This is a genomic window from Bacteroides sp. MSB163 (genome assembly GCF_036416795.1).
GTDB classification, from domain to species: Bacteria; Bacteroidota; Bacteroidia; order Bacteroidales; family Bacteroidaceae; genus Bacteroides; species Bacteroides maternus.
This window is the reverse complement of record NZ_CP143867.1, coordinates 6,172,366-6,185,451: the sequence shown is the minus strand read 5'-3', so window position 1 is coordinate 6,185,451 and position 13,086 is coordinate 6,172,366. Positions and strand designations below refer to the sequence as shown.

General features: G+C 46.8%; 13 protein-coding genes and 1 pseudogene. 6 read left to right on the top strand and 8 right to left on the bottom strand.

Features of this window, described 5'->3' with window-relative positions; genetic code table 11:
• Positions 1 to 26: 26 nt before the first annotated feature.
• Positions 27 to 476 carry a hypothetical protein gene (locus VYM24_RS24325; protein WP_291550711.1) on the bottom strand — a complete coding sequence of 150 codons (450 nt, stop codon included), beginning with the start codon at positions 474 to 476 and terminating at the stop codon, positions 27 to 29.
• Positions 477 to 639: 163 nt separating this feature from the next.
• On the opposite strand from VYM24_RS24325, the gene VYM24_RS24320 reads away from it, so the two are divergent.
• Together VYM24_RS24320 and VYM24_RS24315 are read left to right on the top strand one after the other, a co-directional pair.
• On the top strand, positions 640 to 1,209 hold the full coding sequence (locus VYM24_RS24320) for a BT4734/BF3469 family protein (RefSeq protein ID WP_291550712.1): 570 nt from the start codon (positions 640 to 642) through the stop codon (positions 1,207 to 1,209).
• A gap of 8 nt (positions 1,210 to 1,217) precedes the next feature.
• A pseudogene (locus tag VYM24_RS24315) lies at positions 1,218 to 2,726 on the top strand (DUF3987 domain-containing protein); the annotation flags it as partial.
• Between the two features lie 266 nt (positions 2,727 to 2,992).
• Here the strand turns inward: VYM24_RS24315 and VYM24_RS24310 are convergent.
• Both VYM24_RS24310 and VYM24_RS24305 read right to left on the bottom strand, forming a co-directional pair.
• Positions 2,993 to 3,877, bottom strand: a complete 885-nt coding sequence (locus VYM24_RS24310) for an IS3 family transposase (protein WP_244436642.1) — start codon at positions 3,875 to 3,877, stop codon at positions 2,993 to 2,995.
• 8 nt (positions 3,878 to 3,885) lie between these two features.
• Positions 3,886 to 4,269, bottom strand: coding sequence for a transposase (locus VYM24_RS24305; protein WP_330941095.1), 384 nt, complete (start codon positions 4,267 to 4,269; stop codon positions 3,886 to 3,888).
• 580 nt (positions 4,270 to 4,849) lie between these two features.
• Here VYM24_RS24305 and VYM24_RS24300 point away from each other — a divergent pair.
• The 4 genes from VYM24_RS24300 (at position 4,850) to VYM24_RS24285 (ending at position 6,397) form a co-directional block, all read left to right on the top strand.
• Positions 4,850 to 5,044, top strand: a complete 195-nt coding sequence (locus VYM24_RS24300) for a DUF4248 domain-containing protein (protein WP_299094094.1) — start codon at positions 4,850 to 4,852, stop codon at positions 5,042 to 5,044.
• Between the two features lie 142 nt (positions 5,045 to 5,186).
• Positions 5,187 to 5,690 (top strand): HU family DNA-binding protein, encoded by a 504-nt coding sequence (locus VYM24_RS24295; protein ID WP_291550715.1) that lies wholly within the window; start codon positions 5,187 to 5,189, stop codon positions 5,688 to 5,690.
• 57 nt (positions 5,691 to 5,747) lie between these two features.
• Complete coding sequence (locus tag VYM24_RS24290; RefSeq protein ID WP_291550716.1) at positions 5,748 to 5,882, top strand: smalltalk protein; 135 nt, start codon at positions 5,748 to 5,750, stop codon at positions 5,880 to 5,882.
• Entirely contained in the window at positions 5,879 to 6,397 is a 519-nt protein-coding gene (locus VYM24_RS24285; RefSeq protein WP_330941094.1) for an N-acetylmuramoyl-L-alanine amidase, read from the top strand. Before VYM24_RS24290 ends, VYM24_RS24285 begins: the two co-directional genes overlap by 4 nt.
• 99 nt (positions 6,398 to 6,496) lie before the next feature.
• Here the strand turns inward: VYM24_RS24285 and VYM24_RS24280 are convergent, their stop codons facing one another.
• From VYM24_RS24280 to VYM24_RS24260, 5 genes are all read right to left on the bottom strand, one after another.
• Entirely contained in the window at positions 6,497 to 7,765 is a 1,269-nt protein-coding gene (locus tag VYM24_RS24280) for an ATP-binding protein (protein WP_330941093.1), read from the bottom strand.
• 116 nt (positions 7,766 to 7,881) lie between these two features.
• On the bottom strand, positions 7,882 to 8,646 hold the full coding sequence (locus VYM24_RS24275) for a tyrosine-protein phosphatase (RefSeq protein ID WP_330941092.1): 765 nt from the start codon (positions 8,644 to 8,646) through the stop codon (positions 7,882 to 7,884).
• A gap of 5 nt (positions 8,647 to 8,651) precedes the next feature.
• Positions 8,652 to 11,039 carry a GumC family protein gene (locus VYM24_RS24270; protein WP_330941091.1) on the bottom strand — a complete coding sequence of 796 codons (2,388 nt, stop codon included), beginning with the start codon at positions 11,037 to 11,039 and terminating at the stop codon, positions 8,652 to 8,654.
• A 91-nt stretch (positions 11,040 to 11,130) separates the two neighbouring features.
• Complete coding sequence (locus tag VYM24_RS24265; RefSeq protein WP_291550721.1) at positions 11,131 to 11,925, bottom strand: polysaccharide biosynthesis/export family protein; 795 nt, start codon at positions 11,923 to 11,925, stop codon at positions 11,131 to 11,133.
• A 35-nt stretch (positions 11,926 to 11,960) separates the two neighbouring features.
• A complete protein-coding gene (locus VYM24_RS24260) occupies positions 11,961 to 13,064 on the bottom strand; it encodes an MraY family glycosyltransferase (RefSeq protein WP_330941090.1) in 1,104 nt (367 codons plus the stop codon).
• Between the last annotated feature and the right edge of the window lie 22 nt (positions 13,065 to 13,086).

Genomic DNA, 13,086 nt, shown 5'->3' with positions numbered 1-13,086 from the left:
AGGTTACATTCTCTAAACTGCCTCCCTTATTTTCCTCCTCTCCCTTGCCTCATCAGCATATTATTAATCTGTTGTCTCACATTGTCCACCTTTGCTCCCGATGTCAGTCGGGAAGCGAAAGGAAGAAGAACCTCGATGAAGGTGCCTTTCACCACCGTGTCCTTGCCCACGCGGGGCTCGCTGAGCATGATGCTTACTACACTTGCCAGATCGTGGGCGGTGGCGCATTCGCCCAGAAGTCGGGTGTACTCATGCACTTTTTTCACGTCGGGCACGTAGGTGAAAAGAAGGCACTCGGCATCGTTCAGACTTTCAACGCCCTCGGTTTCTTCGGGACGGATGGCGACCTCGGCAAACTGATCGCCGTAAAAATTCTGAACGGCGGTAGCGCCTGCCGGGGCTATCATGTTCGTACCGCCGAATATCTTTATCTCTATTTTCGGTTTGTCATTCATATTTATATTTTCTTTCTCCATTCTATTTAATAATTTTCAATGAATAATCAATGAGCGTTTAATGAGTGTAAACGGTTAGTAAATGCCTTTTAACGGAGTGAAAAGGATGATTTATACGCCGTATATTTGTAGACATAAGTCTGAAATTATAGAATATATTTTTAATTAAATTAGAATCAACGTCATGAAAGAGTATATTATGTCTTTTTTCAACGCTCCCATCACTAATAAAGTACCTGCGGGGGTGTGCAGCGTAGCAGGACTTCATGCTTATGTCTCTTCCGATTCCTGTCTGAAGGAACTGACAAAAAGAGTAAGGGCTGATATGGAAAATGATAAGGTATTCCGTGGAAAAAAGCAGACGTTATTGCCTTACGTCACGCCTGCCGGAATCTTTTCGTACTGTCGGGAGCAGTGTATCATGGTACCCTCCGGACTATTCGTGATAGATATCGACCATCTTGCTTCTACCGAAGAAGCTGCAATGTGGCGTGACTGCCTCTTTGCCGATGAAGTGCTGCAACCCGACCTTGCCTTCGTAAGCCCTGGTGCTAAAGGAGTGAAACTCTTTGTACCCTACCGGCTGAATCTCACGGATACGCTTGAACAGTCGTTTGACAAGGCGGTGCACACCGCCTGGGACTATCTGGAATGGAAGCACGGCTTGAAAGCCGATACCGCCAATGCTGATATGTCGAGAGCCTGCTTCCTGGCATACGATGAAGAAGCGAAGTGTATAAATCACAAATCATAAATATTTTCATGAACGATATTGACATTATAGAACAACTGACCATTGCCGTAGAACAGGCGGGGATCAATCTTGCCCCCACTTATCAGGAATACATGCCATTGGCCTTTGCCATGGGTAATAGTTGCGGTGAAGCGGGACGCGGCTTTTTCCACCGCCTTTGCCGCTTGTCCGACAAGTACCGGCAGGATGAAGCGGACAAGCTCTACAGCCATGCCTTGCAGCACGGGCGGGGAGGTAATTCCCTGGGAACGGTATTACATCTGGCGCAATTGGCAGGGGTACGCCTCGACAAGAAACTTGCAAACTTGCAAAACTTGCAGGCCCCCCTCGCCCCCCCACACACGTGCGTGCGTGAGCAGAAGCAAGCGGAACAAACGAAGAAGCTGTCCGCGGAACCCATATCCGTCTCTCTGCCTTGTTTTCCGGACTATCGGTGGCCCGGATTCCTTCAACAGGTCATAGACTGTGGAGATACATCTGCACAAAGAGACATCCTGCTGCTGGGAGCGGTGACTGTATTCGGTGCTTCCATTAACAGGCTGTTGAGCTTTACCTACGGGCGAAAAAGTAAATATCCGTGCCTGCAAACTTTTGTCATTGCCCCTGCCGCTTCTGGAAAAGGAGCGCTGACATGGGTACGCCGCTTGGTAGAGCCTATGCACGACTCGCTGATGCAAGCCTACTACACAAAGACGAAAGTCTATCGCTTGGAAAAAGCGAAATGGGACGCGATGGGCAAGGAGAAGGCTAACATTCCTGAACCCGAACCACCTCTCATGAAGATGTTTCTCATTGCGGGAGACAATTCTGGAGCAGGTATGATGGAAAACCTGATGGATGCCGAAGGTGCCGGGCTGATATGCGAAACCGAGGCTGACACCGTGAGTGCGGCCATAGGCGCCGACTACGGCCATTGGAGCGACACGCTCCGCAAAAGCTTTGACCATGAGAGGCTGGCCTACAATCGCCGCACCAATCATGAATATCGTGAATGCCCCAAATCATACCTCAGTGTACTGCTCAGCGGAACCCCCGCGCAGGTAAAGCCGCTTATTCCATCGGTAGAGAACGGACTCTTCTCGCGCCAGGTGTTCTACTACATGCCTGCCGTAGATGAGTGGATGGATCAGTTCGGTCACTCCGAAACGGACTACGACCGCATGTTCACCGCCTGGGGCGAGCGTTGGAAACTGTGGCTCGATGCACTGAAGGCAGCCGTTAGCGGCATAAGCCTGAAGCTCACCGGGAGGCAGAAGGAGGAGTTCAACGCTCACCTTTCGTGTGTGTTCGGCCGTGCGGGCGCGGTTCATGGCGACTCCATGCGAAGCGCTGTGGTGCGCATTGCCATCAATATCTGTCGAATCATCAGCGTTGTGGCATTACTGCGTTCGCTCGATGCCTTGCTGACGGAGGCCGAAATGGTGCCGGACAACATCGTGCGGATGCTGATGTCATGTCCGGGATTGTCTCCCGCACCCCATATTCCACAAGAGAACGTGCAGGACGGAGTGGTGCCACTGATGTGTACTGGTTTTAGTTGACAACTTCGTTTGTTATAACTGGATTAGTTTACTCAATATACTTTAATATCTAAAGAGGTTTACTTTTGTTTTTCTTATTCCTATTTTAGTTGTCTTTTGTTGGTGCTTGCAAATTTATGCATCTTCCTTTATTTACGCAAGCCTTCTTCAGGAAAATGTAATGTTGCCAACAAACAAGAACTCTTCGGTCGGGGATCGCCCTAGCGGCAAGGGGCGGGCCCCCCCGTCCCGACGAGCGGGTATTATGCTGTAAATCCTACCGTTTCTCTGAGCACTTCCATAGGTGTCCTCATGTTTATCCCTTGATGAGGCCGCACATGATTATATACATATACAGCATCTTCAATGCGCTTGCTTACTTGCTCGAAGCTCTCATCATCACAGTCGAATAGCCAACCGTTTTTAATGGTGTTGTTCATTCTTTCAGCCAATGCATTATGCAAAGGATCACCACACTGCGTCATACTGATGTTGATTTGATGCTCTTTAAGCCTCTCTACATATTTATTTGAGCAATATTGGACACCCCGGTCAGAATGATGAATAAGAGTGCTCATGTCTATGTGATACTTCTCATAGAATGATATTGCCATCTCCAAAGCTTTCAAGGGCCCCTCCGTCTCAAGAGTTTTGTAAAGCGCATATCCAACGATGGCACGACTTGCCGCATCGGTAAGCAACGAGAGGTAAGCCCAGCCCTGACCGGTGTTTACGTAGGTTATATCCGCCACTACCATAGCGCCCAATCGCGTAGCGACAAATTTGGGCGCAACATTCAACAGATCGGGGTAGATATAGTAATTATGGTTCGAATTCGTTGTTTTAGGACGCTTGCGACTTGTACGTTGACACAAACCATTGGAGCGAAAAATGTCATAACAACGATCACGACCGATAACCATCTTTGGTCCAAACTTACTCACGCAGCAGGCGTATAACTCGCGCATACCAGCTTTGGGCATGAGTTCCAACAGTTCCTTGCAGTACAACACGATGCTTGTGGTAAGGATATCAACCTCCAAATGCCGGTTCACATGCTTGTAATAACCTTGTCGGGTTATGCCGAAGTAATCACAGAGGAACTTTATACAACCATGTTTGCGTCGGGTTGAGTGCCTCTGTGACAAGGTGTCGATTACTTGGCATCGGAGTTTTTTCGTACCTTGATATGATACGTGGATTCAGCAAGATTGATGAGTTCTTCGCACGCCTCATGACGTAAACTCTCATCAGCAAGAGCCCGATGAAGTTTACGGTTCTCAGCACGCAATAGCGATAGTTCTTTCTGGAGCTCAGAAATACTAGAATTAATAGCATCGCTATTTACCGGTTTAGGTGATATACCCATAGCTTTGTCTTCCATTTGATACTTGTTAAGCCAATAAGTAAGAAGCTTGGCACAAAAGCCGTTACGCTTACAAAACTGAGATTTGCTCTCGGGACTTGATAAATACTCACGAATATAAGACATTCGTTCATCATCACTGTAATAGTTGTACTTCTTTTTCGAATATTTCATCTTTATTTTCGATTTTTGAAGTGTCAACTTATTCAGTACACTACACACGGTTTGAGCTCAGCGTAAGCGATGATGATTTCCATGCGGCGCTCTCACTTGCGGAACCTCTGTACTTTCATTCGTGCCATATACTTTCGTTCCTTCCGTCTGCGGATGTCGTGTCGCAGCCGAAAGCGTCGCAGGAGGCGTTCTTTGACAGGCTTCCTCTCAGCTTCACCCGTGCTCAGGCCCTGCTGGAGGGCGAACGGTGCGGAATGGCTCCCGGCACGATAGACTCCATGCTGAAACGCATGGTAGACAAAGGCCGGCTGGGGCACGCCTGCCGTGGAGAGTACAAATTTAAGTGAGTGTCCGGAGCCGCCCTCGCATGCGCGTGTATATGCATACGTGTGTGGGGGCGAGGAGGCCCTGCAAGTTTTGCAAGTTTGCAAGTTTGCACAAGTTTCACAAGCCCGTTTTTTTCTCCAGTTAGGAAAATGTTTTTCTCCAGTTAGGGAAAAAAAAGTTCCTAGTTGGAAAAAAGTCTCTTCAATTTTAATTTTTAATTTTTTTTTTTACAATGTTTTTCCACCCCATTTCCATGAAGAAGAGTGAATTGGCTCTGCTGTATTTTCCCGATTCAATGCCTGCGGTAGCAACTAACCGTCTGATGCGCTGGATTCACGGCTGTCCTCTCCTGATGGAGGAGCTGGAAGCTGCCGGCTACCATCGCTCGCAGAAGTTGCTCACCTCCCGGCAAGTGTCACTAATTGTACACCACCTGGGCGACCCGTAAAGAGGAAACTTGCAAAACCCATCGAAACCCATAAGCCGGGTTTCACCCTGTCATATCTTTGCCCACAGCTTCTTGAGTTAGTAAAGTAGTACGTACATACTACTTTACCACTCGTCATTATTAACTAAATTTTATTGAGATTATGGGAATCAAAGTAAAAGCCCGTCAGACCAAACTGGCGGTAGGCCCCTCAAAGGGGGAGTATCGCTTCATCATGCAGGCTGAAATCTACAGCACGCTGAAGCAGGAAAAAGTTGTATCCGAAGCCTCCATTCGGTCAGGGATTCCGAAGGGAACCCTTAACGCCTCCTGGCAAGCTATTGGCGAAGTCATCAAGGCATGGGCCACTGAAGGGCACTCTGTCGCTGTGCCCGGACTGGGTACCATGCGTTTCGGCCTGCAAGCCGCGGCGGTGGCCAAAGTGGAGGATGTGAGTTCGGGACTCATCACCGCCCGCAAGGTTATCTTCACCCCCAGTACCACCATCAAGCAGGAATTGAAGGGAGCCTCCATCAACATTACCTGCTACGACAAGGAAGGAAACGTCATCAAGCAGGTGAATTCCTCCGACCCGGGTGACGTGGATGATGAAGGTGGAAGCGACAATCCCGGAGGTGGAGGATTGGATGAAAACCCGCTGGGATGAATCTAACGCCGGAAGCGTTGGAAATTCGTAATTCGTAATTTGTAATTCATAATTCACATGTCTGACTCTGTAAAAAAGAATAAAATCACCTGGGTGTCTCTGCTCAATGCTATCATCCAGGCAGCCATCGCGGCTCTCACGGCACTGGGCGTGACTAGTTGTTCAACCATTGTAGAATGTATGCTGCCATGATACAGGAAACATTTCCCATGACCGTAGGCGGGGATGAAGTGCTTAACGAGCGCGAACTCCTCACCGGGGTGGAGAGCGGACTGATGATGAACTCCACCGACTCGGTACGCTACATCATTCTGCACTGTTCCGCTACCCGTTGTGACTGCAACTATTCCGTGGAGCAACTCTTGCGTGACCATCGTGCCCGTGGGTTCCGTACTATCGGTTATCACTTTTATGTCCGTCGTGACGGCACTGTCAGCCGGCATCGCCGGTTGCTTGAAGTGGGTGCCCATTGTCGTCCCTTCAACCGATGTTCCATCGGTGTATGCTACGAAGGCGGACTGGACGCGGAAGGACATCCTGCTGATACGCTCACCCCGGAGCAGTTTGAGCAACTGGAACAACTTCTGTCGAGGTTACTGAAGCTCTTCCCGAAAGCGCAACTCAGAGGCCATCGCGACATGCCGGGAAGTGTGCCCAAAGCATGTCCCTGTCTCGACTGCCAATCCGTGTTCCGAGCCATTCTTTGAAATGTTTTGAAGAATGCGTATCGGTTCCTATCAGGTCGTACATCCCTGCTTTCAGCAGGGGGGTACGACCTTTTTATAAGGTAGCCACATATTCTTTTTTTATTCTTGTAATAACCAGTCTGTGATAGATATAATTTGTATTGTATGATTCTCTTTTTCAACAATCCTATTGTCATTCATGGTTATTAGAGTTAATTTATTGCATTTTAAATCAGTAGAAGCTTTACACAATGCTGATATTTCCCGATTATAAGTTTTTGCAGAAGAAATATCAACGGATACCTGAATTAATTCTCTGACATTATTTCCTTCACAGATTACAAAGTCAATTTCATATTGCTCTCGATAGTAGAAAATATCATAGAATAAAGGTTTATTTCTTCTTAATAGTTCAATATAAGTGATATTCTCTAATTTCCACCCCAGATTTTGTCCGTTCATAGCATCATCTCTTTCAGTTATGAAGGCGATATCAACCACATACCCTTTCTCATTACGAATACGTTCTTTGCTTTTAAATGAGAATTTGTGTATGCCTAATAAAAGATAGGTCTGTTTTAGATATGAAACGTAGTTCTCAGCTGTATGTGAAGAGCCAAAGCCAAAGCGTTCAGCAAGATCGGTATAGATAATCTCCTGACCGAAATTATCTATCAGATGATTCGCTAACATGCGCAACGATTCTATATATCTGATTTTAAATCGTTGCTGTATATCTTTACGTATGATAGAGTCGAATAACCCTTGAATATATCCTCGACTGTTTTTAACCTCGGATAATTCGGGGAAACCTCCCTTTTGGAAATATTCTTCGAATGCAGCTTTTTTGAAAGCCACTCCTTTGGTTGAAATGTCTCTGGTATCAATTTTTCGATATTGGCAGAATTCTGTGAATGAAAAAGGGTAAAGCTCTATTTGATTATACCGTCCGGTCAAGTGTGTGCTGAGTTCACTACTTAAAAGTTTGGCATTAGAGCCGGTTATAACAAGATGAATTTTCTGTCTGAGCAATCTGTTTACGAAAAGAAACCATTCTTCAATATTTTGTATTTCATCAAGAAATAAATATTGGAAGTCTCCATATACCATATATATCGCTTCCAATAGTGAGTTTAAGTCTTTGGACTCTAATTTGTATAATCGTTCGTCATCGAAATTGGCATAAGCATAAGGTATGTTTCTTTCTTTTAGTACTTTATGGCAGATTGTTGATTTCCCACTCCGGCGTACTCCTATGACGATTTGTGCTAAGGGACTATCTATGTCGAACTGGCTTTCTTCTTTCCGCGAACATAGATCTTTAGGATTGATGAATTTCAACTCTTCTTTTTGGTCTGCTATAATCTGTGCATATTCGTTGATGTTCATAGCGTTATTTTTTATCTGGAACAAAGATAGTTATTTAATCCCTTAAACTGCACTATTTTGTTGTTTTATTTATGGCAAACTGCACTATTATAGTTAATTTTTCTTTTTAAACTGCACTATTCCAATTGTTGAAACATCTCATTTTTCCACTTTTTGAAGTGTGCCCAAAGCATGTCCCTGTCTCGACTGCCAATCCGTGTTCCGAGCCATTCTTTGAAATGTTTTGAAGAATGCGTATCGGTTCCTGTCAGGTCGTACATCCCTGCTTTCAGCAGGGATACGGACTTTTTTTGTATATACGTGCCGTATGTTCCCGTCAGTGACGGAAGGTTCAACTGGAAAGCAACCTGTTCTTGCTTCAACATACAGTAGTAGGACGTGCCCATATATAGATAGCGTTCGGGGTGCGCCAGTAAGGGCCGGTAGCCCTTTGTCTGAATGCGTTTCAGGACAGGTAGCAGGTTCATGGGCGGAGTGAAGCCGGTGGTTTCCACCAGTAGATACCGGTAACCGCCTTTATAGATCGGAAGCAGGTCGTCGGACTCAAGACGCTCCGTGAAGAGGTTGTCCATCATGTATTCAGCGGCCAGGTTCAGCTCCACTGTGCCGCGATAGGTATCTTCCGGCTTCCGGAATTTTTCTTTCAATTCTTGAAATCTTTCTTTCAGCCCGGCGCTGGTATTGGGTATATCTTCCATGATATGGGGAGTAAACCACACTTTGCGGACTCCTTGGCGTTTCATCTCCGCAAGAATCTGAAGCGACTCGTTCATTGTCTTCACGCCGTCGTCCACCCCGGGCAATATGTGGGAGTGGTAGTCGCTCATTTCGCAAAGGATGCCGCTTGCCGCGACGGGCTGGGATTTAGAAAATGGCCACATGAGTTTTATTTATCTTTACTGCCATAATAGGAAGCATAACCGTAATGGTATCCGTAGCGATAGCCGTAACGTCCTCCGGTGCTTTCAGTTCCGTTCAGTATCATGGAGAGGTTTTTAAATCGTTTTCCGGTATACATATTTTCCAGTTCGGAAAGCATGGACCGGTCCAGCAAGCCGGAGCGGACTACAAAAATGGTGCGGTCCGCCCATTTTTCAATAATTTGTGCGTCGGCTACGATGTCAATAGGAGGGCAGTCTATGAAGATATAATCATATTCCGGTCTTAGGGCCTCTATCAGTGCAGACAATTTGCTGTCTTCCAGTAGTTCCGTTGGATTGGGAGGTACTGTTCCGATGGGCAGGATGTGCAGGTTCGTGTATCCCTTGTAGGAAACTATGATTTCCTTCCAGTCCTCAATCTGATTGTTCAGGTAGTCGCTTAATCCCTTGTCTGGAGAATCGACATAAGAAGAGACGGTTCTGTGCCGGAGGTCTCCGTCAATGACCAGGATTTTCTTCTTTTTGATGGCGAAGCTGATGGCGATGTTTATGGCCAGGAAACTTTTTCCACTGCCGGGATTGAATGAGGTCAATACGAAAACATGTTGGTTGCTGTCCTTGCTTGCCATGAAATCCATGTTAGAACGTAACACACGGAATGCCTCGTTGATGATGTTGCGGTTTCCCTCATTCACCACTATAGTTTTCATGTCCTGCCGCTTCTGGTGCTTGAATTCCCACCATTTTTTCTTTGTGCCGGAGTATTGTGGAATTTCGCCTATGAATGGGATGCTCAGGTTTTCCAGGTCTTTCCGACCGCGTACTTTGGTGTTCATATTCTCCTTCATGAAGATGCCTACCGCCGGAACCAGTAATCCTACGGCAAATGCCACCAACAGGATATTCATCTTGCGGGGAGCGGTAGGGAACATACTGCCGCGCGGAGCGGTAATCAGGCGGGTGTTGTAGGCGGTAAATGCTTGTGAGAGTTCGTTTTCCTCACGCTTTTGTAGCAGATAGAGATAAAGTTCTTCCTTTACCTTCTGCTGACGTTCTACTGACAGTAAATACTTAGCTTGGTTAGGGTTGGATGCCAGCCGGTTGGTGGTAGCTTCTTCCTGGGTACGAAGACTACGTATCTGGGTGTTCAGTGAAACGATCAGGTTGTCGACTGACTGGATGATGGTTCGCTGCATGCTTTGTAGAGAACTGGCCATATTCTTTACCAGCGGATTCTTTTCACTACTGTTGGCTATCAGTCGGTTGCGGTCCAGTACCAGATTGTTATATTCACTGATCTGCGTTTCTATATTGGCGCTGACGATGCCTGAATTGGCGGGCAGCGTTTGGTCCAACTGTTTTGTGTTCAGTTCTCTGCGGATATATTGGGCGGTGGAGAGCTGGTTGTTCAGCATTGACAGCTCTTTCTTATTCTCAGCGGATTGTGCCATGTAGAGACTGGATGCCGCCTGTACGTCGGGTAGCAAATGCTCGCTTTTGTAGCTGGATATATTTTCGTCTACATGCCCCAATTCGCTCTCTATCACACCCAGACGATCGCTAATGAACTGCGAGGTGCTGACGGCTATCTGGTTTTTGTCCCGAATCCAGTTTTCATTATAAACCTCGATCAGGGTATTCAGGATGTCTTCCGCTTTCCGTATGGACGTGTCATTGATGCTGAGGTTGATGATAGTGGCATCTTCGTTACCTAATTCAGCGATCAGTGCATTTGTATAGGTATCGGTGGCGGCACGCACGCTTCCCCGGACATACCGGACAGATGTGCCTATAAAAGCATCGGTAAGCTCTGGGGTAGGGGATATGATCATGATTCCGGCAGGGGTCTGTATGGAGTCGCCCATTTGGGCGGAGAGTGTTTCCCCTGTGTCTTCTCCCGATATTTCAAGTTCGGAAATGGCAAACGCTTCTTTTGAAAGGAACTTGATGTTGAAGCTTAATGGAGTTTCTACCTTGTCGCAGAAGGTAATGGTGACAGGGGATACCTTGTACAAATCTACGTTCTTTAATCCTTTGCGGATGGTGAAGGTTTCATTCAATCCCAACCGGTTGACCACCTCCGTCATCAGTGTGGGCGATTTTAATGTCAGCAACTCGTTGTTGATGTTGGTATTGGACTTGAAGATACCCAAATCGGAAAAATCGCTCGTTACGCCGGTAGAAGAACTGCTTTTCGAGTTGTCCTTGACGAGAATGGCAGCGGTACGGGTGTAAATAGGAGGAGTACTCAGCAGGTACAACACCGCTATAGTCAGGGTAATGAATAGGGAGATAGCGAACCAGTACCACTTGGGAACAAACATGTTCCACAGATCCTGTATCCGTATAAAGTCATCGGCGGGTTTGCCGGCAGGCGTTTTCTTTTCAATCATAATAATATAAATTAGTTACTTAGTTACGAGCTACGAGTGGCTGCGCTATGTACCGAAAGGCACTTGTAGCTTGTAGCTCGTAACTGTACCACTATTTAAACAGCAATACACCCAGGGAGGTGAGGAATGATCCGATGCTAATCCATAATCCTACGCTCTTTACGCTGTTTTCATTCAGTGTGGATTGTCCGGCGCGTACCTTGTTGGGCTGCACATACACCACGTCGTTTTGTTTCAGGTAATAAACGGGAGATTTGAATAAATCGCAGGAACGGAGATCCACCCAGTGCGTCACCCGTTCTCCGTTTTCTTCACGGATTACGAAGATGGCATCCCGTTTGCCATAGATGGTAAGGTCACCAGCCATGCTGATAGCTTCCAACAAAGTTATATAGTCTTTCGAGATACTGTATTTTCCGGGAGTCTTCACTTCGCCCAGGACGGAGAAACTGAGGTTCATAAATTCCACGGTGACCACCGGGTCGTTTACCAGGTTCTCTTCCTTCAGTCTTTGTTTTACCAATGCGGCAATCTGGCTCCGGGTCATACCCGCTATGGTGAGGCTTCCCAATACGGGAAAGTCGATGGCGCCTTTGTCGTCAAGCGTATATCCGGAAATTTCTCCGTTGTTGTTACTGTTGTTCAGTCCTGTGGAGCCAACTCTCTGCTGCACGCGGGTTAGGTTGAACAAAGCCGCCAGTTCGGGATCCTTGCTCGACACCACGATGGATATCTGATCCTTGGGTTGCACGGTGATGTCCTGGGGTGGAGCCACTGTTTCGGGACTGTTGACCGCTACGTCCTGAAAATAGATTATCTCTTTCGATGTGTTGCACGATGAGAGCAACGCCAACGAAAAGAATAGGTATAAAAGATGATTTTTCATGTTTTAATTTTAATATAAAATAGAAATATGAAGTATTAATTTCTTGGGTGTTTTTTGGTAATTTTCGCTGTGATGTAGAAGTGCATCGCTGTCCATACCGCCACATCCAGCAGGAACAGTACGGTGACGGACAAGTAAGGAGCCAAGAGTGTATTGGTCATGATAAAAAGCCAGGCGATGCTCAGGATGAAGCAAAGTGCCTGATGTTGCGACATTCTCAGGGCGATGAATTTATGATGGATATGATTTTTGTCGGGGAGGAACGGAGGCTGATGGTTGCGCAGGCGGTGAAGTACCACTCGGACTACATCCAGCATCGGCACCAGCAGGAAGGAAAAAGCCGTCACGATGGCACCGGGAAAGCGTTCTTCCTTGGCGGGATCGGACATACTGAGATGAATGGCCATTACAGCCAGCAACAGACCGATAGTCAATGAACCGGTATCTCCCATGAATACTTTCCGTCCGCGGCGGGTTTGCCCGAACATATTATAATAGAAGAATGGTATCAGTGCTCCCAAAGCTGCAAAGGAGATAAAGGCATACAACCACCAGTGCAGACAGACGAACATGCAACCGAAAGCGAAGAAGGCTATCATGCTCAATCCGGAAGCCAGGCCATCGATGCCGTCTATGAGATTAATCGCATTCATGATATAGACAATGATAAAGACTGTGAATGGTATACCCACATAATGGGGTAATTCGTAAATGCCAAACAGTCCGTAGAGATTGTCGAAACAAAAACCTGAAGCTACCAATAAAAGGCTGCAAAGTGTCTGGATGACAAACTTAGCGCGGTAGCGCATGCCTATCAGGTCGTCTCTCATCCCCATCAGATAGAGCATGAAGAGGCAGCTGAACAGGGTGAGCAGGCGGGTGGATTGTTCCCAACTGAGCAAATTGCTGTCTGTACAGAGATTATGGCAGGCGATGACGAGCGAAATGGGCATAATGATACACGGAAAAAAAGCGATTCCCCCCAGACGGGGAATGTGTGTCGTATGCAACTTTCGGTCGTCCAACGGATCAAAAAGTCGCCGTTTGAAAGCTATCAATGATATTTTGGGAATGATCATTGCACTGAGCAGACAGCTGACGGCGAATGCCGCTAAAGTTTCAAAATAGCAGATTGTCATTTCTGAAGGATTTGATTAGGTG